The organism is Sphingomonas sp. Ant H11, from assembly GCF_000797515.1.
Taxonomy (GTDB): domain Bacteria; phylum Pseudomonadota; class Alphaproteobacteria; order Sphingomonadales; family Sphingomonadaceae; genus Sphingomonas.
In genome coordinates this window covers 74,329-99,648 of the sequence record NZ_JSBN01000031.1, presented here as the reverse complement: position 1 = coordinate 99,648, position 25,320 = coordinate 74,329, and the positions used below count along the sequence as shown (strand labels likewise).

At 64.3% G+C, this 25,320-nt stretch carries 19 protein-coding genes and 3 pseudogenes; 13 read left to right on the top strand and 9 right to left on the bottom strand.

Annotated elements, in window-relative coordinates; all coding sequences use genetic code 11:
• Positions 1 to 24: 24 nt before the first annotated feature.
• Together NW75_RS07620 and NW75_RS07615 are read right to left on the bottom strand one after the other, a co-directional pair.
• On the bottom strand, positions 25 to 1,668 hold the full coding sequence (locus tag NW75_RS07620; RefSeq protein ID WP_033964552.1) for an alginate export family protein: 1,644 nt from the start codon (positions 1,666 to 1,668) through the stop codon (positions 25 to 27).
• A gap of 118 nt (positions 1,669 to 1,786) precedes the next feature.
• Positions 1,787 to 3,655 carry a methyl-accepting chemotaxis protein gene (locus tag NW75_RS07615; protein ID WP_033964551.1) on the bottom strand — a complete coding sequence of 623 codons (1,869 nt, stop codon included), beginning with the start codon at positions 3,653 to 3,655 and terminating at the stop codon, positions 1,787 to 1,789.
• Positions 3,656 to 3,857: 202 nt separating this feature from the next.
• On the opposite strand from NW75_RS07615, the gene NW75_RS07610 reads away from it, so the two are divergent.
• Positions 3,858 to 4,565: an NAD-dependent deacylase gene (locus tag NW75_RS07610; RefSeq protein ID WP_033964550.1), complete on the top strand. Its 708-nt coding sequence runs from the start codon at positions 3,858 to 3,860 to the stop codon at positions 4,563 to 4,565.
• 4 nt (positions 4,566 to 4,569) lie between these two features.
• On the opposite strand, the gene NW75_RS07605 is transcribed toward NW75_RS07610, so the two are convergent.
• The 5 genes and pseudogenes from NW75_RS07605 to lepB form a co-directional block, all read right to left on the bottom strand.
• A complete protein-coding gene (locus NW75_RS07605) occupies positions 4,570 to 5,544 on the bottom strand; it encodes a carbon-nitrogen hydrolase family protein (RefSeq protein ID WP_033964549.1) in 975 nt (324 codons plus the stop codon).
• Positions 5,541 to 6,447 (bottom strand): annotated as a pseudogene (gene era, locus NW75_RS07600) (GTPase Era). Before era ends, NW75_RS07605 begins: the two are co-directional and overlap by 4 nt.
• Complete coding sequence (locus tag NW75_RS07595; protein WP_081988672.1) at positions 6,444 to 6,836, bottom strand: GIY-YIG nuclease family protein; 393 nt, start codon at positions 6,834 to 6,836, stop codon at positions 6,444 to 6,446. The pseudogene era and the gene NW75_RS07595 overlap by 4 nt, the downstream one beginning before the upstream one ends.
• Positions 6,837 to 6,946: 110 nt before the next feature.
• Positions 6,947 to 7,612, bottom strand: coding sequence for a ribonuclease III (gene rnc, locus NW75_RS07590; protein WP_033964548.1), 666 nt, complete (start codon positions 7,610 to 7,612; stop codon positions 6,947 to 6,949).
• The gene (gene lepB / locus NW75_RS07585) at positions 7,609 to 8,418 is read right to left on the bottom strand and encodes a signal peptidase I (RefSeq protein WP_033964547.1); all 810 of its coding nucleotides are present in this window, start codon (positions 8,416 to 8,418) and stop codon (positions 7,609 to 7,611) included. Before lepB ends, rnc begins: the two co-directional genes overlap by 4 nt.
• A 116-nt stretch (positions 8,419 to 8,534) precedes the next feature.
• On the opposite strand from lepB, the gene pgi reads away from it, so the two are divergent.
• From pgi to gorA, 3 genes are read left to right on the top strand one after another with little or no spacing between them, the layout of a single operon-like run.
• Entirely contained in the window at positions 8,535 to 10,025 is a 1,491-nt protein-coding gene (gene pgi / locus NW75_RS07580; RefSeq protein WP_033964572.1) for a glucose-6-phosphate isomerase, read from the top strand.
• Entirely contained in the window at positions 10,025 to 10,438 is a 414-nt protein-coding gene (locus NW75_RS07575; protein ID WP_052192288.1) for a DUF4174 domain-containing protein, read from the top strand. Before pgi ends, NW75_RS07575 begins: the two co-directional genes overlap by 1 nt.
• Positions 10,419 to 11,774, top strand: coding sequence for a glutathione-disulfide reductase (gene gorA, locus NW75_RS07570; protein WP_033964545.1), 1,356 nt, complete (start codon positions 10,419 to 10,421; stop codon positions 11,772 to 11,774). Before NW75_RS07575 ends, gorA begins: the two co-directional genes overlap by 20 nt.
• A gap of 48 nt (positions 11,775 to 11,822) precedes the next feature.
• Here gorA and NW75_RS07565 read toward each other — a convergent pair whose 3' ends face one another.
• Together NW75_RS07565 and acs are read right to left on the bottom strand one after the other, a co-directional pair.
• Positions 11,823 to 13,865, bottom strand: coding sequence for a M13 family metallopeptidase (locus tag NW75_RS07565; RefSeq protein WP_033964544.1), 2,043 nt, complete (start codon positions 13,863 to 13,865; stop codon positions 11,823 to 11,825).
• A 75-nt stretch (positions 13,866 to 13,940) separates the two neighbouring features.
• Positions 13,941 to 15,881, bottom strand: coding sequence for an acetate--CoA ligase (gene acs / locus NW75_RS07560; protein WP_033964543.1), 1,941 nt, complete (start codon positions 15,879 to 15,881; stop codon positions 13,941 to 13,943).
• Positions 15,882 to 15,998: 117 nt separating this feature from the next.
• Between acs and NW75_RS07555 the strand changes: the two are divergent.
• The 9 genes and pseudogenes from NW75_RS07555 to NW75_RS07520 all read left to right on the top strand — a co-directional run bounded on the left by NW75_RS07555 (position 15,999) and on the right by NW75_RS07520 (position 25,304).
• Positions 15,999 to 17,524 (top strand): annotated as a pseudogene (locus NW75_RS07555) (acyl-CoA carboxylase subunit beta).
• 56 nt (positions 17,525 to 17,580) lie between these two features.
• The gene (locus NW75_RS07550) at positions 17,581 to 17,871 is read left to right on the top strand and encodes a hypothetical protein (protein ID WP_033964542.1); all 291 of its coding nucleotides are present in this window, start codon (positions 17,581 to 17,583) and stop codon (positions 17,869 to 17,871) included.
• A 60-nt stretch (positions 17,872 to 17,931) separates the two neighbouring features.
• Entirely contained in the window at positions 17,932 to 18,090 is a 159-nt protein-coding gene (locus tag NW75_RS24355; RefSeq protein ID WP_156142990.1) for a hypothetical protein, read from the top strand.
• Positions 18,091 to 18,199: 109 nt separating this feature from the next.
• Positions 18,200 to 20,047, top strand: coding sequence for a cobaltochelatase subunit CobT (cobT, locus tag NW75_RS07545; RefSeq protein ID WP_033964541.1), 1,848 nt, complete (start codon positions 18,200 to 18,202; stop codon positions 20,045 to 20,047).
• Complete coding sequence (locus NW75_RS07540; RefSeq protein WP_033964539.1) at positions 20,040 to 20,288, top strand: ribbon-helix-helix domain-containing protein; 249 nt, start codon at positions 20,040 to 20,042, stop codon at positions 20,286 to 20,288. Before cobT ends, NW75_RS07540 begins: the two co-directional genes overlap by 8 nt.
• 67 nt (positions 20,289 to 20,355) lie before the next feature.
• Complete coding sequence (locus tag NW75_RS07535; protein WP_033964538.1) at positions 20,356 to 22,818, top strand: TonB-dependent receptor; 2,463 nt, start codon at positions 20,356 to 20,358, stop codon at positions 22,816 to 22,818.
• Positions 22,815 to 23,539, top strand: a pseudogene (locus NW75_RS23615) (tetratricopeptide repeat protein). The gene NW75_RS07535 and the pseudogene NW75_RS23615 overlap by 4 nt, the downstream one beginning before the upstream one ends.
• Positions 23,533 to 24,216 carry a Fe2+-dependent dioxygenase gene (locus tag NW75_RS07525; protein ID WP_033964536.1) on the top strand — a complete coding sequence of 228 codons (684 nt, stop codon included), beginning with the start codon at positions 23,533 to 23,535 and terminating at the stop codon, positions 24,214 to 24,216. Before NW75_RS23615 ends, NW75_RS07525 begins: the two are co-directional and overlap by 7 nt.
• Complete coding sequence (locus NW75_RS07520; protein ID WP_033964535.1) at positions 24,216 to 25,304, top strand: PepSY-associated TM helix domain-containing protein; 1,089 nt, start codon at positions 24,216 to 24,218, stop codon at positions 25,302 to 25,304. The genes NW75_RS07525 and NW75_RS07520 overlap by 1 nt, the downstream gene beginning before the upstream one ends.
• Positions 25,305 to 25,320 lie beyond the last annotated feature (16 nt).

Here is a 25,320-nt window from a genome sequence, read left to right as displayed (position 1 = left end):
ACTAGGGCGGGGGCAGGCGGATCGTCAGAAGCGGTAGCTTACCCAACTGGCCAGATAGTGGGAATCGACATAGCCGAGCCGGTCGAGGATCGGGCCGGGCATGAAATATTCATAGCGCCCGACGATCGACAGCCGACGCGTAACCTTCAACGTCGCCTGAAGGCGGATCGCGTCACCAACATTATTACCGGGAAGGGTTTCGCTGCCGGTATAAGGGGTGCCCGCTCCGCGGTAGATCGCGTCGTGCGGGCTGACCCGCCAACTGTGTTGATATTCGGTCGTCAGATCCAGCTTTTTAAAGGGTGAGACCGTGAGGTTGGGCGACGCCTGGAACAGGTTGGTGAAGTTGAGCGCCCCCTGATAGCTATAGGCGATCGTCCCCGCAAACGGGGCCTTGGCGACATGAAGCGTACCGCTGCCATAGCTGCCGCCGCCTTCGCCAAAGTCGAAATGGATGCCGACCTTTGGCTTCCAGTGTTTGGGATCGATGACATAGGTTTGCGCGATGAAGGCGTTCCACGCGCTGATGTCGTGCCCGGCAAAGGTGCCGCTTTGATGGTCGACCGTCCAATCGAGGGTCAACCGATCGAGGCTGCCCCACAGGCGGGCACCATAATAGTTGCGCACTTCGCGTCCGGTCACGCGGCCCCATTTCAGGGAATCATTGCGCTCGCGCCAGGCGAACGGATCAAGGAACACCTTACGGGTCGCGGAATTGGCGAGCACCAGGCCGAACGTCGCCCCGGAGAAACGCGTCTTGTCGTCGGTGACATCGTCGCTGAGCCCCTGCGTGCCGAGCGTGACTTGCTTGAAATCGAAGATGTCGGCGCGGACGTCGCCGGTCTGGCCCCAGGCGCGCAGACCCTGCACCGAGGTATGGATGGTGTTGTTGTCCTTTTGCGACACCAGATTGGAGGGGCCATCGGTAAATTCCTGACGGCCATAGCGCACGCCGAGGCCGAAATTGCCGATCGTCCCGCTGATTTCCCCGAAGAATTGCTGGGCGATGAGGGCGTCGCGCGATTTTGCCGGTGCCACGCCGTAATTGTACCCGCTCAACCCACCATGGCCGAGTTCGCCGTAGAAACGCACGGGACCGATATGGACATCGGCACCGCCGACCAGACGCGTCTGCTCCTCCAGCCGATATCCCGATTTTACCAGATTGGGCTCCGAATAGTCGTTGATGCGATAGCGCACCTCGCCCGACAGCGTGATGTAGATTTTGCCCTGGTCGTCGATCGGGATGTATTTGAGGCGATCGAGGATATCCTTGCGCTTCTTAGGGTCCCGCATCGCGCGCCAATCTTCGGCCCATCGCGAGGCGTTATAGCCACCCAGCATGATGCCATGGCCGTCGGCCTGACGCGGATAGGTGCGCACCGACGGGTTGGCGGGCGCGCGCTGCTCGGTTGCTTCACTCGGCGGGGTCGACCGTTGTGCGGGCGGTACTGGCCGGTTGGGGTCGACATTGGCTTGCTGCGCTGTCTTGGCGGCGCTGGCTACGGCGGTCGGCTTGGTGCTGCTCGCTTCGGAGGTTGGCGACGGGCTGGCGGCGGGCGCGCTCGGCGAAGCCGAAGCATCCGGTGCGGCGTGGGCTGCGCCCGAGGCGGTGGCAAGGGAAAGCAGCGAAACGCCAATGGCGAAACCGGAACGGGAGATGCGCATGATGATCCTCGATCTTGTTGGCAAGGCTCCGCCAGGCGTCCCAAACGGGGCGCGGAGCGGTGGTGTCGTGAAGGGAGCGGTGTTTGGGGTGGCCTTCGCAGGTCACCCCGCTCGGGAGTTAGAAGCTTGCCCAGTCGGCGTTGGCGGCGGTCGGTGTGCGGGCGGCAAGCGGCGGCTGGGAGATTTTTCCACTTGGCCGCGCGCGCGCTGCAATGGCCACCGGCTTTGGCATACTGGTCGGCGAGGTCGAGCCGACATTGAAGCGGGCCGATTGGCGGCTGAGCGTGGCAACTTCACCAGCCAGATTGCGCGCGGCGGCCGAGGTTTGTTCGACCATGGCAGCATTCTGTTGGGTGGAGTGGTCCATCGCATTCACGGCGGAGGCGATCTCGCTGATCGTCGACGACTGAGCGCGGTTGTCGTTCGCCATCGATTCGACGAACTCGTGGACTTGCTCGACGCTGCCGCTGATCTGCTGCAGCACGCTATCGACATTCTTAACGGCATCGACTGCGACAACGATATCGGTCTGCGTCGCGGTCAATTGTTCGCGGGCGCGGCGTGCCTCTTCCTCTGCGCGCATCGCCAGTGCGGAAACCAGATCGGCGACCACCGCAAAACCGCGCCCGGCTTCACCCGCCCGGCCAGCTTCCACCGCCGCATTCATGGCGAGAACGCGGGTCTGGAAGGCGATCTTGTCGAGACCTTCGATGACGCTGTCGATGCCGCGCGCGCTATCGGAAACGCGGATCATCGCGGCGGTCGCTTGTTCGGCGGTCGATCGACCCGACCCGACCACGCCGATCGCTTGCTGTGCGGAATTGACGGTACGGTCTGCGGCTTCGGCGCTGGAGCGGAGGCGGCTGTTCATTTGCGAAAGCGCTGCGGACGTCTGTTCCAGGCTTGCAGCATTGCTCTCGGTGCGCCGGGCGAGGTCGTCCGAGGCGGCCGCGATTTCATGCGAACCGGTTTCGATCCGCATCGAGCCCTCGGCGAGGACGCCGATCAAATCGCGCAGGTTGGAAAGCGCGGTGTTGAAGTTGTTGCTCAGCGCGACATAGTCGGCGGGAACACCGTCCTGCAGCGTGCTGGTGAGGTCGCCCTCGGACAGAGCTTCCAGCTTCTCCGAAAGGAGCGACACGATCGCCTTTTGGTCGGCGTCCGACTTGGCCTGGACCGCTTCTGCAAACGACTTGGCAATGGCGTTGTCGCGGAACACGAGCAGCGCACGCGCCATCCCGCCCAGTTCGTCACCGCGTTCCGTGCCCGGGATTTCGGCCTGGGTATCGCCGTCGGCGAGGCTCCCCATGCGAGCGGTGATATGCTTGAGCGGTCCCGTAATCGAATTGCTGATCGTAAGGATTACGGCGGCGAGCGCGGCGAGAACCAGGACCACTACGATCGCCAGGTTCCACGCCGAGCGGGAAACGGCCTCGTTGATCTCGGAGTTGAACACGCCGGTGGCAATCACCCAGCCCCACGGCTTGAACAGGCGCACATACGAGATTTTCGGCTTTGAACCCGAACCATCGGGAAGCTTGAAATTATAATCGACAAAGCCGGCAGCCGCAGGCGATGTCGCGACCTCGACCATCGTTTGATAGTGCGTTCTTCCGTCGGCATCCTTTTCGTCACGGACCATCTTGCCCTGTTTCTCGGGCTTCACCGGATGCAGGATCATCTTGTAATTGGTGTCGAGGATGAAAAAATAGCTGTCCTTGCCGAAGCGCATCGTCCGGATCGCTTCTTTTGCAGTGGCTTGAGCCTGATCGTGCGTCATCCGGCCGGCTTTTTCCTCGGCCTGGAAGCGCTGAAGTTGGCTATAGGCCACTTCAAGGGTCTGCTTGGTGCGCTCGTTAAAGCCCTGTCGCAAAGCCGAATTCAGCTGATTGACCGACAAGATCAATACGAGCGAAAGACCGGCCAGTGATGCTGCGCCAATGATAAGCAATCGTTTACCGATTTTAACTTGGGCAAGAAAGTTCATTCTAAAATCCAATTGCTCATTTTTTGTATTGTAGAGCGTCGGAATAGTGAGCATCGTGTCGGCAGAACGTTTTGTAATAATTATTTAAATATTAACCATATATAAGTGCAGACGCTTCTGTTGTCCGAGGCGACGGACGGATCTTGTCGAATGACGGTACCGGACGTGGCACGGGGGCGAGGATTAAGTTATGCGTGGTCTAATGTCCGACGCGCACAACCTTGTGATCCTGACCGGTGCTGGTGTTTCGGCCGAAAGTGGAATTGCCACGTTTCGCGGTCCTGGCGGCTTGTGGGAGGGGCACCGCGTCGAGGATGTATGTACGCCTCATGCGCTCGCCGCCGATCCGGCTTTGGTCCATCGGTTTTATGATGCACGCCGCGCCGCGCTGTCGGCTGTTGTCCCCAATGCGGCGCATGTCGCGCTCGCGCGGCTCGATGCGGCGTGGCGTGGCGAACTGTTGATCGTCACGCAAAATGTCGATGATCTGCATGAGCGCGCGGGCGCTGCGCGGTTGGTGCATATGCATGGCGAATTGCAATCGGCCCTTTGTGCCGCCTGCGGCGCGCGTGTGCGCTGGGTAACGGCTCTGCCGCCCAAGGCACCGTGCGGCGCGTGCGGGAGGCTGGCGCTGCGTCCCGACATCGTATTCTTCGGGGAAATGCCCTATGCGATGGACCGGATCGAGCGCGCGCTGGGGGAGGCTGACCTGTTCGTTTCGATTGGTACGTCGGGCGCGGTGTATCCCGCCGCCGGTTTTGTGCAGGGTGCGCGCTATGCGGGCGCGCGGACGCTGGAACTGAACCTGGAGCGGTCGGCGGGCAGCGGCTATTTTCACGAAACCCGGCTCGGCCCCGCGGGAGAATTGGTGCCAGCCTGGGTCGATGCGCTGCTGACGAGCCTTTCCTGAACGTTCAGCCCTGCGCGAATCCGTCCTCGGCATCGGCCACGCCCAGCCGGGGCCGACGATCGACCCGCAATTCGAAGACGTCGGGCCGGGCATAATGGCCATCGGTATCGAGCGCGGTCAGCCCGCGCCCGATTGCATCGAGATCCAGCTCGGCGATCAACAGGTCGGGATCCGCGCCGGTTTCGGCAAGCAGTGTCCCGTCGGGCGCGATGATGCAACTCCCGCCCGATTGCAGTTGGGTATCGGCGATGCCGAGGATCAGGTCGCGCGCATCTGCATCGCCGCCGACCCGGTCGAGCCCGTCCAGCAAATCGCGCCGGTGCTGAACCAGCCCGGCCGCAAGCACGAAGCAACGCCCCTCAAACGCATAATGCTGCGAGGCGACGCGGTACATCGGGCGCACCGTCGGCCACGCCGCGACATGCACGGCTTCGCCCGCATGGTGCATCGCTGCCCGCGCAAGTGGCATCCAATGCTCCCAGCAGATCAGCGATCCGACGGTGCCCCACGGTGCTTGATGCACATCGAGCGTCGAGCCGTCGCCCCGGCCCCAGATCATGCGTTCGCCATGCGTCGGCACCAGCTTGCGATGGAGCAGCGGCGGCAAGCCCGGGCGGAAGAGATATTGGGTGTTGGTCAGGCTCGAGCGCACCCGTTCATGCGCGCCGACGGAAACGAGAATATTGGCTGCATCGACCAATTGCTGCAGCGGTTCCAGGCGCGGATCGTCGGGGCGCAGCGCCTGGTCGAGCAGGATCGCATGCAATGCCTGTGTCCCGCGATGATCCCACAAGGCCGCATTGGGCGCTTCATCCAGCCAGATCGGATAGCCCCCGAGAAACGTCTCGCCGAACGCGACCAACTGTGCGCCGATATCGGCGGCATCGGCAACGTGATCGAGCAGGGCGGTGATGCCGTCGCCGATTGCCAGCGGGATAGGGGCGGCCTGGACCAGCGCCGCCTTCACGGTCTTGCTCATTCCACCCAGTCCAGCCCCATTTCGCGATAGACGTCGCGTTCGTCGTCCCAGCCGGGGCGCACCTTTACGTGCAGATAGAGATGGACCGGGCGGCCCATGATCTCGCTGAGTTCCGCCCGCGCGCGCGCGCCGATTTCCTTGATGCGCGCGCCGCCCTTGCCGAGCACGATCGCGCGTTGCGTCGGGCGCTCGACCAAAATCTGCTGGTGGATCTCGACCGAGCCGTCCTCGCGCTCCTTATACTGTTCGGTCTCGATCGCCGAGGCATAAGGCAGTTCGGCGTGGAGCTGGAGATAGAGCTGCTCGCGCGTCACTTCGGAGGCGAGGCTGCGCTCGCTTGCGTCGGATACCTGATCCTCGGGGAAATGCCATGGGCCCTCGGGCATCGCCTTGGCGAGGTGCGCCTTCAGTTCGGGCAGGCCGTCGCCGGTCGCCGCGCTGACGAAGAAGGTCTCGGCGAAATCGACCATGCCGGTCAATTTCTCGGCATGCAGCAGCAGCTTGCCCTTGTCGGCCAGATCGACCTTGTTGAGGATGAGATATTTGGGTTCGCGGCGGTCCTTGATCGCCTCGGCAATATCGGTGACCTTGGCGCCGAGCCCGCCTTTGGCATCGACGACCAAGGCGAGCACGTCGGCCCCTTCGGCACCGCCCCAGGCGGCCTGCACCATCGCGCGATCGAGCCGCCGCTTGGGTTCGAAAATGCCGGGGGGTATCGACCAGCAGGAGCTGCGTGTCGCCCTCGATCGCGACGCCCATCAGCCGCACGCGCGTGGTCTGCGCCTTGGGGCTGACGATCGCCACCTTCTGCCCGACCAGCGCATTGACCAAGGTGGATTTGCCCGCATTGGGCGCGCCGAGAATGGCAACGAGGCCGCAATGTTGGGGGGTGGGGTCAGTCATTGATGGTCCTTGGGTAGTGCGGGCGCTTCGACAGGCTCAGGGCGAACGGTACGGGAGACATCGCCCGCCAATTCCGTTCGCCCTGAGCCTGTCGAAGGGCTGCTCGTATCTTGGCGATTCCGTGCCAGTAAGGAAAGCCGTTCCCAATCGCCAGCGATCAGTGCCTGTTTCTTGGCGCGGCTCCACCCCTTGATCTGGCGCTCTGCCTCCAGCGCTTCGAGGCGAGAGGGGAAGTCCTGGCTCCAAACCAGGGTCACCGGGCGGCGGGTGTGCGTGTAGCCGGGGATCTGGCCGGACTGATGCTGGCCGATGCGATGTTCAAGCGCTTCGGTATGGCCGGTGTAGAAGCTACCGTCGGAACAGCGCAAGAGATAGGCCCAGAACGCCATATGTCAGCCTCGCCCGTGTGGGAAGGTGCCCTTCGACAGGCTCAGGGCGAACGGAAGTAACGATACCGTCCGCCCCCCCATACACCGTTCGCCCTGAACCTGTCGCGCGCTTAGCGCAATTTGGCGAGCAACGCCGCCGCCGCCGCCGTTTCGGCTTCCTGTTTGGAGCTGCCTTCGGCTTCGGCTTCGGCAAACGTGCCGAGCGTGGCCTTTACGCGGAAGCGCGGGGCGTGGTGGGGGCCGGAGCGCTCGACCACGTCATAAGCCGGCGTCTTGCGATTGTGCGCGGCGGCCCATTCCTGCAGCGCGGATTTGGGGTGTTGCGGGGCGGCGATCTGGCGGCTGGGGCGGTCCGCCCAGATCTTGCGGATCGCACGGCGCGCGCCGTCCAGCCCCGCTTCGAGGTATAAGGCACCGATCAGTGCCTCCATCACGTCGCCCAGCACATTGTCGCTGTCGGCCGCGCCATCGTCGCGCGCTTGCTTGCCGAGGCGGAGCTGCGCGGCGACGCCAAGGCCGCGTGCGACATCGGCGCAGACCGCGCCCGTCACCAGCGCATTCAGCCGCTTGGACAAGGCGCCCTCGGGCTCGCCCGGGAACAGCTCGAACAGCCATTCGGCCATCACCAGCCCGAGCACGCGGTCGCCCAGAAATTCGAGCCGCTCATAATTCGCTGCGGCCTGACTGCCATGCGTCAGCGCGCGTTCGAACGGTATCAGGTCGAGCGGGGCGTGGCCCAGCGCCGCGGTCAGCCAGTCGTGCAGCGTGTTGCTCAAAAACCTGCCCCGATCCGGCTCCAGCGCGCCGCCGAAAACCACGTCCACGGCAGGAACCAGTTGGCCGAACCATCGGTCGAGAAGAACGACAAGACTGCCTTGCCCTCGACGCGCTCCATCGGCACCATGCCCATGCCTTCGGGCGGATCGAAGCGGCTGTCGCCGCTGTCGTCGCGATTGTCGCCCATCACGAAGATATGCCCGGCGGGGACGGCATAGACGCCAGTCTCATCGGCATTGGGCTGCTCGCCCCGGTCGAGCACGTTGTAGCTTTTGCCGTTCGGCAGCGTCTCACGGAATTGCTGATAGCGGCAGATCGGGGTGCCGTTCAGGCTGTCCTCGAACTCGCTCGGGCATTCGCTGCCGCCGGGATAATTCGGGCTGAGCGGGATGGTGAAATCGGCGACACGGACCTTGGGCACGGGCGTGCCGTTGAGAATCACCTGGCCGTGGCGCATCTGGATGGTGTCGCCGGGCAGGCCGATCACGCGCTTGATAACATCGTGATCCTCTCCGGGCGGGCCGCGAAACACCACCACGTCGCCGCGTGCCGGATCGCGCCCAAGGATGCGGCCCGGGATCAGCGGAACGCCCCACGGCAGCGACCAGCGCGAATAGCCGTAATTCCATTTCGACACGAACAGATAGTCGCCGATGTACAATCGCGGCAGCATCGATTGCGACGGGATGCTGAACGGCGCGAACACGAAGCTGCGGAACACGAATACGATCACCGCGAGCTTCAGCAAGAAGACGAGCGTCTCGCGCGTTTCGGATTTGCGGGCGGGGGAGGTGGGGTCGGCCATGCGCGCGGTTTGGTGCGGCTCCGGTGTCGCGTCAAGCTGGCGGTTGTAACCGCGCGGCGCTAGGGCAATCTAAGGCGGACCCTCCCCCCGCCCCCATTGACCAAAGAGGTGCCCTAATGCCTGCCGACTGGACCGCGATCGAAGCCTTGCCCGCGCCGCGCCTGGAAACCCTGTTCGCCGAAGACCCCAACCGGCTGGCGGCCTTCAGCGTCGATGTGGCGGGTCTGCATTTCGACTGGTCGAAGACGCATTTGACGGCGCAAGCGGTGGCCGCGTTCGAGGCGCTGGCCAAGGCGCAGGACCTGGCGGGCAAGCGCGAGGCGCTGTTCGCGGGCGAGATCATCAACACCACCGAAGGCCGCGCCGTCACCCATGTCGCCGAGCGTGGCGAAGGCAGTGTCGACGATGTCGCCCAGGCCCGGGTGCTGCACGCGCGCATGCGCGCGTTGATCGACGCGATCGAGGGCGAGGCGCTCGGGCCGATTCGCCATGTGCTGCACGTGGGCATCGGCGGATCGGCACTTGGGCCCGATCTGCTGATCGACGCGCTGGGGCGCGAAGACAGCCGCTACGACGTCGCGATCGTCTCCAACATCGACGGTGCGGCACTGGAAGAGGTGTTCAAGAAGTTCGATCCGACCGCCACATTGCTGGTGATCGCGTCCAAGACCTTCACCACCAAGGAAACGCTGACCAACGCCGAATCGGTGCTGCAGTGGATGGGCGAAGGCGGGGTGGATGACGTCTATGGCCGCGTCGTTGCGCTGACCGCCGACCCCGACAAGGCGGTCGAATGGGGCGTCGATGAAACCCGCGTGTTGCCCTTCGCCGAGTCGGTTGGCGGGCGCTATTCCCTGTGGTCGTCGATCGGCTTCCCGGCGGCGCTGGCGCTCGGATGGGACAATTTCCAGGACATGCTCGATGGTGCGGGCGAAATGGACCGCCATTTCCGCCAGACGTCGCTCAGCCAGAATGCGCCGGCTTTGGCAGCGTTTGCCGATCTCTATTACACGCAGGTCCGCCACGCCGAGACGCGCGCGACCTTCGCCTATGATGAGCGGTTGCGGTTGCTGCCGTCCTATCTCCAGCAGCTCGAAATGGAATCGAACGGCAAGGGCGTGACGATCGACGGCAAGCCGCTCGGCCGTCCAAGTGCTGCCATCACCTGGGGCGGCGTCGGCACCGATGCGCAGCACGCCGTGTTCCAGTTGCTGCATCAGGGCACGCATCTGGTGCCGGTCGAATTCGTCGCGGTGATCGAACCGGGCGATACGCTGGCCGAAGAACATCACCGCCAATTGCTGCTCAATGCCTTTGCGCAAGGGGCGGCGCTGATGAAGGGGCGGCCCAATGACGATCTCGCGCGCAGCTATTCGGGCGATCGGCCGTCTTCGACGATCCTCCTCGAAGTGCTCGATGCGCGCACGCTCGGCGCGCTGATCGCGTTTTACGAGCAGCGTGTGTTCGTGAATGGCGTGCTGCTCGGCATCAATCCGTTCGACCAGTTCGGCGTCGAGCTGGGCAAGGAAATGGCCAAGGCGGCCGATGCGGGCGGGCAAGAGTTCGACGTGTCGACCACCGACCTGATCAAGCGCGCGTTCGGCTGATGTTGCTGGCGGCGCTGGCGTTGATGACCCAATCGGTGGTGGAGATGCGTCATCACCACCGATTGCTTGTCATCGCCGCGCCCGCCGAAGCCGATCGGCAAGCGCAGCAGCAGATCGCTGCGCTTGCCGCAAGCCAGGAGCCGCTCGCCGCGCGCGACGTCGTGATCGTCACGGTCATGGCGGATCGCGTGGCGGGCGTGCGCGATTCCGCGGCGGCGTTGCGCCAACTTTGGTCGCTACCGCGTGATCGTTTCGCTGTCCTGTTGATCGGCAAGGACGGGCATGTAGCCCTGCGACAGACCGATCCGATTACCCCCGCAACCCTGATCGCCGCGATCGACGCGATGCCGATGCGCGCGCGGGCTTGCGCTGAATTCCCTTACGGAGCTTTCGATGACCACCGCTTCTTATGATTACGATCTCTTCGTCATCGGTGCCGGTTCGGGCGGTACGCGCGCGTCGCGCGTTGCCGCTGCACATGGTGCGAAGGTGGCGGTGGCCGAGGAATATCGCGTTGGCGGCACCTGCGTTATCCGCGGTTGCGTGCCCAAGAAGCTGCTCGTCTACGGCGCGCACTTCGCCGAGGATCTGAAGGACGCCAAGCGCTTTGGCTGGGACGTGCCCGACAATCTCGGCTTCGACTGGGTGCGGCTGCGCGACAATGTCATGGAAGAAGTCAGCCGCATCAACGGTGCCTATACCGCCACGCTCAACAACAATGGCGTCGACATCATCCTCGATCGCGCGGAGGTGACCGGGCCGCATAGCGTGCGGCTGGGCGACGGGCGCGAGGTGACCGCTAAATACATTCTGATCGCGGTCGGCGCGACGCCGGTGGTGCCGGAATGCCCGGGGCACGAACATGGCATCACCTCGAACGAAGTATTCCATCTCGACGCCGTGCCCAAGCGCATCCTGATCGCGGGCGCTGGCTATATCGCCAATGAATTCGCCGGTATCTTCAACGAATTCGGCGCAAAGGTGACGCTGATCAACCGCAGCGATGTGATCCTGCGCGGTTATGACGAATCGATCCGCGACCGGCTGCTGCAGATCTCGATGATGAAGGGGCTCGACTTCCGCTTCAACGCGGCGTTCCGCGGCATCGAGAAGCAAGCCGACGGCAGCTTGCTGGTCTCGATGACCAATCATGAACCGATTGAGGTCGATTGCGTGCTGTTCGCAACCGGACGCACCCCCAATACCGCAGGGCTTGGCCTGGCGGCGGCGGGCGTCGATCTGGACGACAAGGGCGCGATCGTCGTCGATGACGACAACAAATCGAGCTGCGACAGCATCTATGCCGTCGGTGACGTGACCAATCGCGTGCAACTGACCCCAGTCGCGATCCGCGAGGGGCAGGCGTTTGCGGATACGCTGTTTGGCAACAAGCCTACCCAAGTCGATTACGAGAATATCCCGAGCGCGGTGTTCAGCCACCCGCCGATGGCGGGCGTCGGCCTGACCGAGGCGCAGGCGAAGAACAAGTTCGGTTCGGTCAAGGTCTATACCTCGGACTTCCGCCCGATGAAGAATGTGCTCGCCGGCCGCAACGAACGCGCGCTCTACAAGATGGTGTGCCATGCCGAGTCCGGCGTGGTGCTGGGGCTGCATATGATTGGCCCCGATGCACCCGAGATCTTGCAGGCGGCGGCGGTTGCGGTGAAGGCCGGGCTGACCAAGGACGCCTTCGACCAGACGGTCGCGCTGCATCCGTCGATGGCGGAGGAACTGGTGCTGCTGCGGTAACCGATCGTCCTTCCCGCGCGGCGGGAAGGACGACCGGTCTCATTCACCTTACCAGATATGCACCCGGTCGGCGGGGGCGAGGTACAGCTTGTCGCCGGGCTTGACGTTAAAGGCGGTGTACCAGGCATCGACATTGCGCACGACGCCGTTGACGCGGAAGAAGGCCGGGCTGTGCGCATTGGTCAGCAATTGCTGGCGCAGCGCGCCTTCGCGGTCCTTTTCCTGCCAGACTTGCGCCCAGGCGAGGAAGAAGCGCTGGTCACCGGTCAGCCCGCCGATCACCGGTGCCTTGCCGTGCTTGGCCTGATAGCGCTGATAGGCGGCATAGGCCATTTCCACGCCGCCCAGATCGCCGATATTCTCGCCCATGGTGAGCGATCCCTTGATGTGCGTGCCGGGGATCGGTTCATAGCCGTCATATTGCTTGCCGAGCACGGCGGTGCGCGCGGTGAAGGCCTTTTTGGATTCGGGCGTCCACCAGTTGCTGATCTTGCCGGTCCCGTCGAACAGGCTGCCCTGATCGTCAAAGCCGTGGCCGATCTCATGCCCGATCACCGCGCCGATCGCGCCGTAATTGACCGCGGCATCGGCCTTGGGGTCGAAGAAGGGCGGCTGCAGGATCGCGGCGGGGAAGGTGATCTGGTTCGAGAGCGGATTGTAATAGGCGTTCACCGTCTGCGGGGTCATGTCCCACAGGCTGCGATCGACGGGCTTGGTCAGCCGGTCGAGATCGAGCTGATGCTGGAAGTCGCCGCTGCGCATCGCATTGCCGAGCAGATCGCCGCGATCGATCTTGAGGCTGGCATAGTCGATGTACTTGGCCGGGTGGCCGATGCGCGGGTCGAACTTGTCGAGCTTGGCAAGCGCCGCCGCCTTGGTCTTGGCGTCCATCCAGCTATTCGCCGTGAGCCTTTCGCCAAGTGCGCCGCGCAGATCGCCGATCAGCTCGCCCATTTTGGCTTCGCTCTCGGGCGGGAAATAGCGCGCCACGTAAATCTGGCCGACCGCCTCGCCCAACGCACCATTGACGAGGGCAACACCGCGCTTCCAGCGGTCGCGCTGGGTCGGCTGGTCGCGTAGCGTCTTGCCGTAAAAGGCGAAGCTCGCATCGTCGAACGCCTTGGGCAGGAATTGTGCGTGATCGCTGACGAAGCGGAACGCGACCCAGTCCTTCCATGTCTGCAGCGGCACCGAATCGAGCAATTTGCCATTGGCGGTCAGCGCGGTGCTGGTCGCCATGATCACGGTCGGGATGCTGTCGAGCCCGGCGGTCTTCAGCATCAAATCCCAGTCGAATTGCGGCGCGAGCGCTTTCATGCCCGCACGGTCCATCGGCTTGAACATCTCCATCAGATTGCGCTGGCGCTCGGGGCTCCATTGCTCCTTGGCCATCGCGGTTTCGAGCGCGATGATCGCATCGGCCTTGGTCGCGGCGTCGGGAATGCCCGCCAGCGTCTGCATCTGGATCACATAGTCGCGATAGGCCTTGCGGAAGCCGTCATATTTCGCGCCTTCGAGCAGGTAGTAATCGCGCCCGCCCATGCCGAGCCCGCCCTGGCTGGCGGCGGCAACATAGCGGGTCGGGTCGGACGGATTGGGCAATTGGCCGAGTTCGACCGGCGAGGCATAGCCGACACTGGCGAACAGCGTCTGCAACGCGGCCTTGTCCTGCACGGCAGCGATCTTGGCGAGATAGGGCTGGAGCGATGTGGTGCCACGCGCATCGATCGCGGCCTGGTCCATCCAGCTCGCGTAGAGATCGCCGATCTGCTTGCCCGACGCGCCAAAGCTGGCGGGATTGGCGGCGAGATCGGTCAGGATGTCGCGGACGTGCTGTTCGGCTTCGTCGCTGATCACCACCCAATAGCCGGCCGAGGTGCGATCGGCGGCGATCTGCGTACGCTTGTTCCACGCGCCATTGGCGAAGGTCCAGAAATCGTCGCCCGGCTTGATCGCCTTGTCCTGCGTCGTCAGATCGACACCGAAGGTGCCGTAGCGCGGCCCGCTCTTGGCATCCTTGGCGAGCGTGGGTGCCGCGAGCGCGACGATGGCAGCCGCGGCGGCGAGCCGGGCGAAGGTGGATGTACGCATGAAGGAGCCCCCTAAAACCTGTGTTATGCTTGACCATAACAGTGGGGTGGGGGCTCCGCAACACGTGCCTGCGCGTCAGGCCACGCGGTTCGCCACCAGATCATCGACCACCGACGGATCGGCGAGCGTGCTGGTATCGCCCAGGCTCGACACGTCGCCCTCGGCGATCTTGCGCAGGATCCGGCGCATGATCTTGCCCGAGCGCGTCTTGGGCAGCCCCGGCGCGAATTGCAGCTTGTCCGGCGCGGCGATCGGGCCGATTTCCTTGCGGACCCAGGCGATCAGGTCTTTGCGCAACGCCTCGGACGGGGCGTGCCCCGAATTGAGCGTGACATAGGCGTAAATGCCCTGGCCCTTGATATCGTGTGGCATCCCGACGACGGCGGCCTCGGCCACTTCGGGGTGCAGCACCAGCGCGCTTTCCACCTCGGCGGTGCCCATGCGGTGGCCCGAGACGTTGATCACGTCGTCGACGCGGCCGGTGATCCACCAATAGCCATCGGCATCGCGGCGCGCGCCGTCACCCGTGGTATATTTGCCGGGATAGGTGGTGAAATAGGTCTGGAAGAAGCGTTCGCGATCACCCCATACGCCGCGCATCTGTCCCGGCCAGCTGCGGGCGATGACGAGGTTGCCTTCGGTCGCGCCGCCCAGAATCTCGCCATCGGCATTGACCAGTTGCGGGTCGACCCCGGGCATCGGCTTGGTCGCCGAACCGGGCTTGAGCGCGGTCGCGCCGGGAAGCGGAGAGATCATCGCGCCGCCCGTTTCGGTCTGCCACCAGGTGTCGATGATCGGGCAGCGGCCGCCGCCGACGACCTCGTGATACCAGCGCCATGCTTCGGGGTTGATCGGCTCGCCGACAGTGCCGAGCAGCTTGAGCGAGCTGCGATCGGTCCGGGCCACGAAATCGTCGCCATCCTTCATCAGCGCGCGCAGCGCGGTGGGTGCGGTGAAGATTGTGTGGACCTTGTGGCGATCGACCACTTGCCAGATGCGGCTGGCGTCGGGCCAGTTGGGCACGCCTTCGAACATCAGCGTCGTCGCGCCATTGGCGAGCGGGCCGTAGAGAATATAGGTGTGTCCGGTCACCCAGCCGATGTCGGCTGCGCACCACCACACATCCCCCGGCCGATAATCGAAGCACAATTCGTGGGTGAGGCTGGCCCACAACAGATAGCCGCCGCTGGTGTGCATCACCCCCTTGGGCTGGCCGGTCGATCCGCTGGTATAGAGGATGAACAGCGGGTCCTCGGCCCCCATCGGCTCGGGCGGGCAAAGGGCGGGCACGCCGTCGCGCGCTTCGTGATACCAGACATCGCGTGTCGGTTCGAACGGCACGGCGGCACCCGTTGCGGCGACCACGATGACGGTCTTGAGGCCGGGCGCGTGCGCGGCGGCGGCATCGACATTGGCTTTCAGCGGCACACGCTTGCCGCCGCGCCGCCCTTCGTCGGCGGTGATGACGATGCTCGATCCGCAATCCTCGATCCGCCCGGCCAGCGCCTCGGGTGAAAAGCCAGCGAACACCACCGAATGGATCGCCCCGATCCGCGCGCAGGCCAGCACTGCGAATGCTGCCTCGGGGATCATCGGCAGATAGATGGTGACACGGTCGCCCTTGGCGACCCCTTGCGCCTTGAGCACATTGGCAAAGACGCAGACTTCGCGATGAAGCTCGGCATAGGTGAAGCTGCGCGGTTCCTCCGTGGGTTCGTCGGGTTCCCAGAGCAAGGCGGTGTCGCCGCCGCGTTTTGCAAGATGCCGGTCCAGGCAATTGGCGGCGACGTTCAATTTGCCGTCGGCGAACCAGCGGATGTGGAAATCGGTTTTGTCGAACGACCAATCGCCAGCGATCTCCGGGCGCTTGATCCAGTCGAGCCGCTTGGCCTGGTCGAGCCAGAAGCTGCCGGGATCGGCCAGGCTACGGCCATAAAGCAGGTCATAGCCGTCCGCATCGATGCGGGCGTGGGCGGCCCATTCGGGCGGGACGGGATAAAGCTCCTGCTCGGACATCTTGGTCTCCTATGGGCGCGCATTTGCCGTTCCCTGCTGGTGCTTGGCAAGGGTGCATGGGTTGCGTTCCGTCGCCAAACCGCGAAAAGAGCGCACAACGGGTTTTAGGGAGTGACCATGTCCTCGACCATCGCCGAACTGGAACGTAAACGTGAAGCCGCGCGCATGGGCGGGGGCGAGAAACGCATCGCCGCGCAGCATGCCAAGGGCAAGCTCACCGCGCGCGAGCGGCTCGATGTGCTTCTCGACGAAGGCTCGTTCGAAGAGCTTGATATGTATGTCGAACATAATTGCGTCGATTTCGGCATGGCCGAGCAGAAGATTCCGGGCGATGGCGTCGTCACCGGATCGGGCACGATCAACGGTCGGCTGGTGTTCGTGTTCAGCCAGGATTTCACGGTGTTCGGCGGTTCGCTGTCGGAACGCCATGCGCAGAAGATCTGCAAGATCATGGACATGGCGCTGAAGGTCGGGGCACCCGTGATCGGCCTCAACGACAGCGGCGGCGCGCGCATCCAGGAAGGCGTCGCTTCGCTTGGCGGCTATGCGAGGTGTTCCAGCGGAATGTTTTGGCGAGCGGCGTGGTGCCGCAGATCAGCCTGATTATGGGGCCGTGCGCGGGCGGCGCGGTCTATTCCCCGGCGATGACCGACTTCATCTTCATGGTGAAGGATTCGTCCTACATGTTCGTCACCGGGCCCGATGTGGTGAAGACGGTGACCAACGAAATCGTCACGCAGGAGGAATTGGGCGGCGCGGTGACGCACACCACCAAATCCGGCGTGGCCGATGTCGCGTTCGAAAACGATATCGAGGCGTTGCTGGCGGCGCGCGACTTCATCGATTTCCTGCCCGCCTCGAACCGCGAAGGCGCACCCGAACGTCCCTCGTCGGACCCATGGGACCGGATCGAGGCGTCGCTCGACACGCTGGTGCCAGCGTCGGCCAACCAGCCCTATGACATGCACGAGCTGATCCGAAAGACCGTCGATGAGGGCGACTTCTTCGAGGTTCAGCCGACCCATGCCGCGAACATCATTATCGGCTTCGGGCGGATCGAGGGGCGCACGGTCGGCTTCGTCGCCAACCAGCCGATGGTGCTGGCCGGGTGCCTCGACATCAATTCGTCCAAGAAGGCGGCGCGGTTCGTGCGCTTCTGCGATGCCTTCGAAATCCCGATCGTCACCTTTGTCGACGTGCCGGGATTCCTGCCGGGCACCGCGCAGGAGCTGAACGGCATCATCAAGCACGGCGCGAAGCTGCTGTTCGCGTATGCCGAAGCGACCGTGCCCAAGATCACCGTCATCACGCGCAAGGCTTATGGCGGGGCGTATGACGTGATGGCCTCGAAGCATTTGCGCGGCGACCTCAATTACGCCTGGCCGACCGCCGAGATCGCGGTGATGGGCGCGAAAGGTGCGGTCGAAATCATCTTTCGCGGCCGCACGCCCGAGGAAATTGCCGAGCAGACCGCACAGTATGAGGCGCGCTTCGCGAACCCGTTTGTGGCGGCGAGCAAGGGGTTCATCGACGAGGTGATCCAGCCGCACTCGACCCGCCGCCGCATCGCGCTGGGCTTGCGCAAGCTGCGCGGCAAGCAGTTGGAGAACCCGTGGAAGAAGCACGATAATATCCCGCTGTGAGGGGATCTTGTCCAAGGGCGCGAAAACCTTATAATCACATGATAAGGATTGCCGCGATGCAGACCGAACGTGTCACCTTTCTGACCACTCCCGAGAACAAGGCGGCGCTAGACTCTTATGCGTCCGGCGCGGGAAAATCCGTTGGGCATGTCCTGCGTGAGGCTTCGACCCGATACCTTGCTGGGGGGCAAAGCGAAGCGGACAGTTATGATGAGGCGCTCGCCCTGGTGCTGCCGGAGCTTGAAATCAGTCTTGCGAAGTGGAACCGCCAGTTGGACGCGATGAATGAATCGATCGACCGCGCCTGCGCGGCGATCGATCGCGCCTTGGCAGGCGACCCGGCGTGAGCACGAGCGAAAAGGCATTCGCGCTCGTCAAGGCCGTTTTGACCTATCAAGAGCGTATGAATGGGCTGGAGAAAAAAACTGGCCGCGCTCAGCGATGGCCTGACGCGGCTGGCGGATAGCCATGTCTCGCTGCGCGACCGGGTCAGCACGATTGAGGGCTACCTACGCGGTCGCAGGGATGCCGCCGCTGCATCTGACCTGCCGAGGATCGAAGGATAGTATCGGAACATCCCCGCTTTCCGACGCGCCGCAATCTGGTAGCAGGGACGCCATGATCCATCGTCTTGCCTTTTTGTCCGCAGGCATAGCGTGTCGTCGGAGCTGAGCCGTGCCTACTGAGACCCCCCTCGATCGTTTCAAGGCCGTGCTGGGCGGCGCAGCGCGCGCGGTTGCGCATGAGCCCGAGATCGAGCTGGCCTTCACCGCCGACTCGCCGAGCCAGTCGGGCAAGCATATCAAGGTGCCGATGCCCGCGCGCACGCTGCCGCCCGAGCAAGTGGCCGAGGCGCGTGGTTTCGCCGACGGCTTCGCGCTGCGGCTGCGCTATCACGACACCGCGCTGCACGGCCGGATCGCCCCGCACGAGGCGGTGGCGCGTGCGGTGTTCGATGCGGTCGAGGGCGCACGCGTAGAGGCACTCGGCGCGCGCGGTTATGCCGGGATCGCGGCCAATCTCGACGTTGCGCTGGAGACGCGGTTGCGCGCCGACCCGATCACGCGCGCACGGACGCGCGACGAGGTGCCGCTGTCGACCGCGCTCGGGCTGATCGTGCGCGAACGCTTGACCGGTGCCCCGCCGCCCGACGCCACCGTGCCGGGGCTCGAGCTCGTCCGCGACTGGATCGAACAGAAAGCGGGGCGCGATCTCGATGCGCTGGGGCTCGCGATCGACGATCAGCGCGCCTTTGCCAGCCTGACCACCAAGCTGCTCGAAGATCTGGAGTTGATCGAAGGGGACATGATCCCCGACGAATCCGAGGAAGGCGGTTCCGAGGATGAAGGCTCGGAAGAGCAGCAGGACGATCAGGGCGACGAAGGCGAGGACGAAGGCGAGCAGGGCCAGGGCGAAATCGAGGCGCGCGGGTCCGAGCAGGATTCCGACAGCGAAGAGGGCGAAGGCACCGAGCAAAGCGACGATTCGTTCGACGATATGGACGGCGAGCCCGGCGACGAAGGCGAGGAGGGGATGCTCCCGGTGCGCCCCAACCGACCGTTCGCGGATTTCGCGCCGCAATTCGAATATAAAGCATGGACCACCGCCTATGACGAAGTCATCGCGGCGACCGATCTGTGCGATGCGGATGAACTGACGCGGCTGCGTTCCTATCTCGACCAGCAATTGGTGCATTTGCAGGGGGCAGTGACCAAGCTCGCCAACCGCCTGCAACGCCGCTTGATGGCGCAGCAGAACCGCAGTTGGGATTTCGACCAGGAAGAGGGCATTCTCGATGCGGCGCGGCTGGCGCGGATCGTGGTCAATCCGACGCTGTCGCTCAGTTACAAGGTCGAGCGCGAAACCGATTTCCGCGACACGGTGGTGACGCTGCTGATCGACAATTCGGGGTCGATGCGCGGTCGCCCGATTTCGATCGCGGCGATCAGCGCGGACATTCTGGCGCGCACGCTGGAGCGGTGCGGGGTCAAGACCGAGATCCTCGGCTTCACCACGCGCGCGTGGAAGGGCGGACAATCGCGCGAGACCTGGCTCGCCGCCGGGCGGCCACCGCAGCCGGGGCGGCTGAACGACGTGCGCCACATCGTCTATAAGAAGGCCGACGAGCCGTGGCGGCGCGCACGCACCTCGCTTGGGCTGATGATGCGCGAGGGGCTGCTAAAGGAAAATATCGATGGCGAGGCGCTGCTCTGGGCGCATTCGCGGATCATCGCGCGGCCCGAGGAACGCAAGATCCTGATGGTGATATCGGACGGCGCGCCGGTCGACGATTCGACGCTGAGCGTCAATTCCGGGTCGTATCTCGAACGCCATTTGCGGCAGGTGATCGGCTGGATCGAAGCCAAGTCGCCGGTCGAACTGGCGGCGATCGGTATCGGCCATGACGTGACACGCTATTATGCGCGCGCGGTGACGATCATGGATGCGGAACAGCTAGGGGGTACGATCATAGAGCAGATCGCCGCCCTTTTCGACGCCCCGATGGGGCGAGGGCGTGGTTGAAGCGCCGCCGGGCGGGTTTATCGGCCCGGTCAAGCGTTCCGTTACCATTGCCGGACACCCAACGTCGATCAGTCTGGAGCCGATCTTCTGGCGTGCGCTGGAGGAGCAGGCGGAAATGCGCCTGCTGCCGCTCAACGCGTTGATCGCGCAAATCGATTCGGTGCGGATCCTTGCGGACGATCCCCCCAACCTTGCCAGCGCTTTGCGAAGCTGGGTGTTGGCGGCGCAAAAATGCGAATAAATCGCAATAGCGTTGACAATGCGAGTGACTCGCAATAGCCGATCTCCATCTTCAAGGGGATCACACTTTGTCACACGCCGTTCGCAAGCCCGCTTATCTCGCTTTGTCCTGTGTCGGGGCGTTTGCCAGTTTTCCGGCCTTCGCCAACGATGTCGCGCCGCCCCCCGCCAATGATGAGGATCCGGAGCGCAAGGCCGATATCATCGTCAACGGCATCCACGAGCGTCGCCCCGCTGACCCCAAATTGGTCGCGCCGATCGTCGACACGCCCAAGTCGATCGTGGTGCTCGACAAGTCGGTGATCGAACAAACCGGTTCGACGACGTTGCAGGATGCGCTGCGCACCGTGCCCGGCATCACCTTCGGTGCGGCTGAGGGCGGCAACCCGATCGGGGACCGGCCGTTCATCCGCGGCTTTGACAGCCAGGGCTCGATTTATGTCGACGGGGTGCGCGACCTGGCCTCACAGACGCGCGAAGTGTTCGCGATCGATTCGGTGCAGATCGTGCGCGGGTCGGATTCCACGCTCGGCGGGCGCGGCAGCGCAGGTGGGACGATCAACATCCTGACCAAATTGCCGCAAGCGCGTACCTTTGGCTCGATCGCGGGCAGCTATGGCAATGCCGATTACAAGCGCATCGTCGGGGATCTCAACCTCAAGCTCAGCGATACGGCGGCCTTCCGCATCGAAGGCATGTGGCACGACCAGGATGTCGCGGGACGCGATGCCATCTATCAACGGCGCTGGGGTGTGGCCCCCAGCTTCACAATCGGGCTTGGCACGCCAACGCGGCTGACCGTCGGCTATTATCGCCTCGAGAGTCACGAATTGCCCGATAGCGGCATTCCCTATCTCTACACGATCGCCAATGCGCCCGGGACGGGCGCAATCCGCACCGAACCGGCGCTTGGGCAAATCACCACCGCCACCGGGCAGACCGGCTACGTGGGGCGCTCGACCTTTTATGGTCTCACCAGCCGCGATTTCCGCGATAGCACCACCGACCAGGCGACGGTGCGGGTCGAGCATGATTTTGGCGGGGTGACGCTGCGCAACACCGCGCGTTTCAGCCATGACAGCCAGGCCTATATCTACACCTTGCCCGACGATTCGACCGGCAACGTCTATGGCAGCGGGCAAGTGTGGCGGCGCTCGAACACGCGCTACAGCTATGCCGAAAGCATCATCGACCAGCTCGATCTGTCGGGCAGCTTCAACACCGGTACGATCAAGCATGATTTTGCGGTTGGTGCCGAAGTGTCGTGGGAAAAGGCGCGGCGCGGCACCTATGTCACGCGCGGTTATCTCAATTCCAGTGGGGTCGAGATCCTGTCCAGCGGCTCGACCATCTCCCCGCGCTGCAGCACCGCCACCGTTGCGCGTTATTATTGCGCGAGCATCTTTTCGGCCAATCCGAATGACCCCTGGGTCAATTACGCCAGCGACACCTCGACCACCGCGTCGCCGATCGTGCGCTCGCTGCCGCTGGAAGAGACACAGAACGACGCCGAAACCCAGGCGCTTTACGGGTTCGATTCGATCACGTTGCTGCCCTCGCTGATCCTCAACGTCGGCGCGCGCTATGACCGCTTCACCTCGCGGATCACGCCGGGGCAGGCGGCCAATGCGACCACCGCGTTCCGCTTCTCGCGCACCGACGAGCTGTTCAACTGGCAGGCCGGGCTGGTGTTCAAACCGACCAAGGAAACCAGCGTCTATGCGAGCTACGCCACCGCCGCGACACCGCCCAACAGCCTGCTCGGCGAGGGGCGCGAGGACAATGCGTTGCCGACCACCACAGCGACCGCGAACGTGCTCGATTCGCTAAAGGTACAAAAGACCAAGTCGTATGAGGTCGGCGCGAAGGCGAGCCTGTTCGGCGAGAAGCTGGCGCTGGGCCTGGCAGTGTTCCAGACCGACATTGCCAATGCCCGCGTGACCGATGCCAATAACAACATCGCTTATCTTGGTTCGACACGCATTCGCGGCGTTGAACTCACCGCCAGCGGCACCGTGCTGCCGGGCTGGACGGTGTTCGGCGGCTATACTTTCCTCGATGCCAAGATCGTCGATGGCGGTTTCACCGCACTGACGGTGGCGGCAAACGGCGCGGCGAAGGCAACGACGGTGCTGGTGCCCTCGGTCAACACCGGGAAGGACGTACCGCAGACGGCGCGCAACAGCTTCACTCTGTCGACCAATTATGAAGTCACCAAACGCCTCTCGATCGGCGGCGGGGCCTATTACATGGACAAGCAGAATGGCGGCTATGCCGACAATCGCACGGCCACGCAGACTGCGGCTGGGGTGATCACGGTCAATCCTGCGACGAAGATCTTGACGCGCGGCATCCCCAGCTATTGGCGCTTCGACGCGCAGGCGCGGTTCAAGCTCAACGATCGGCTGGAACTGTCGGTCAACGCGCAGAACCTGACCGACAAGGTCTATTTCACGCAGACTTACACCAGCCATTATGCGTCGATCGCGCCCGGTCGTACCGTGTTCGGCACGGTGAAGGTGGCGTTTTGATCGCGCTGTCGGAAGCGGAGATCGCCGCGCGCCTGTCCGGATCGCCGGAAGAGCGCGCCGCCTTCCTGCGCGAGTGCGCCGAAGGCGGGGTGGCCGAGGCGCAGGCGCTGTACGGTCAATTGCTGCTCGACGGCACGGGTGTGGCGCAGGATGCGCCCGCCGCGCTGGGTTGGTTCGTCAAGGCGGCGGCGCAGCATCACCTGATGGCGATCAACATGGTCGGGCGGTGCTACGATCTCGGCTGGGGCACCGCGCCCGACAAGGCGCGCGCGGCAGCGTGTTATCGCATCGCCGCCGAGCGCGGGCTCGATTGGGGGATGTACAATTATGCGACGCTGCTCGCGCTCGGGCAGGGCGTGACCGAGGACAAGCCGCTGGCGCTGGAGTGGTTCTGCAAGGCGGCGGCGCTTGGCAATGCCAAGGCGATCAATTTCGTCGGCAGCTTTCATGAAGATGGCTGGGTCGTGCCGCGCGATCTTGCCAAGGCGGCAACCTGCTATGCCCGCGCGGCGCACGGCGGTGATTTCCGGGGTGCCTTCAACCACGCCCGTATGCTGGCTGCCAAGGGTGGGATCGACGAAGCACTGAACTGGCTTCGCCGCGCGGCGCGACAGCGACCCCGGCCTTTGTCGAGAAGGCAGCGGCCTGGCTGGCGACATCCGATATCCCCGCGCTGCGCAAACGTGGCGTGCAAGCCCTCAGGACCGCTGCATCATGCTGACCGTCATTCCCGATATGCTGAGCGCGACCCAGGTCGCGGAAGTGCGCGCGCTGATCGATACCGCGCAATGGATCGACGGGAACGATACCTCGGGCAACCAGTCGGCATTGGCCAAGCACAATGCGCAACTGCCCGAGGATTCGGAGGCGGCGCGGCGCGGCGGGGCGATGGTGCTCGACGCGCTCGCCGCCTCGCCGCTGTTCGTGGCCGCTGCGCTGCCGCTCAAGGTGTTTCCGCCGCTGTTCAACCGCTATGCGCCGGGCGACGGCTTCGGCGCGCATGTCGACACCGCAATCCGTATCCGCCGCGGCAGCGACTTCCGCATTCGTAGCGATTTGTCGGCGACGCTCTTCCTCGCCGATCCCGACAGCTATGACGGTGGCGAACTCGTCGTCCAGATGCAGTTTGGCGAGCAGCGGGTGAAGCTGCCGGCCGGGCAGATGGTGCTCTATCCGGCGTCGAGCCTGCACCATGTCGCGCCGGTAACGCGCGGCGCGCGCGTCGCCAGCTTCTTCTGGATCCAGTCGATGATCCGCAACAACGAAGCGCGCGCCACGCTGCTCGATCTCGACACCGCGATCCAGTCGGTCGGCGCGCGGCTGGGGCAGGGGGACAGCGAGGTCGTCCGGCTGACCGGTGTCTACCACAATTTGTTGCGCCAGTGGGCGGAGGTGTGATGAGCAAGATCGGTCTGCGCAACGCCTGGTTTCAGGTTCATAAATGGATCGGCCTGACCCTCGCGATCCTCATCATCCCACTCTCGCTGACTGGGGCTGCGCTGGTGTGGGACGAAGCGCTCGACCATGCGCTCAACCCGCAACGCTATGCGACCAGCGGCAGCAACACGCTGGACCCGCAGCGTTACGTTGCGGCCGCGCGCGGGGTACTCGAGCCGGGGGACCGCATTGCGGCACTGACGCTGCCGGATGCGCCGGGCGAACCGGTCGTCGTTTCGGCGAGCCTCGCGGGCAAGGGCATGCGGGTCCAAGGTCCGCCGCCGCGCAAGACGGTCTGGCTCGATCCGCCGAGCGCGCGCGTGCTGGATTTTGCCAATAGCGGGAGCGGTCTGATCCGCACGCTGCACATGATCCACGGGTCGATGCTCATTCCGGGCGTTGGGCGGCAGGTGGTTGGCTGGATCGGCGTCGCGATGCTGCTGTCGTGCGTATCGGGGCTATGGCTGTGGTGGCCGACGGTGGGGCGCTGGGTACGCGGCTTGCGCTGGCGGCGGCACCGCAACACCGACACCAATCTGCATCATTTGCTCGGCTTCTGGATCGCGTTGCCGCTGTTCGTGCTGTCACTGACGGGGGCGTGGATTTCCTTCCCGCAAGTCTTTGGCGGTGGCGGCCCGGCGGCGGGAATGCGGCCGAATGCACCGCGCCCGGTGCCGCTGGCGCAGCCGGGCCTCGCGCTTGCTACAGTGATCGCCAGCGCGCGGGCGGCGGTACCGGGCGAGGTGTCCAAAGTGGAATGGCCGACCGATCAGAAACCGATGTGGAAGGTCGGCTTTGCGCATGAAGCACGCGGCGTTGCGATCGATGATCGGAATGGCGCGACCGAGGCGACCCGCGCCGCGCCCGAACCGTTCGCGCGCACGATGCGGCGAATCCACGACGGCACCCGGATGGGGCTGGTGTGGCAGATCGTGATCTTCCTGGGCGGGCTGTTGCCCGCGATCCTGGCGGTGACCGGAATCATCATGTGGTGGCGCGCGCGGGGCTGGCGGGCGCAACTGAAGGCGCGGCAGCGGGCGCGGGCCTGATCCTCCCCGGCACGGG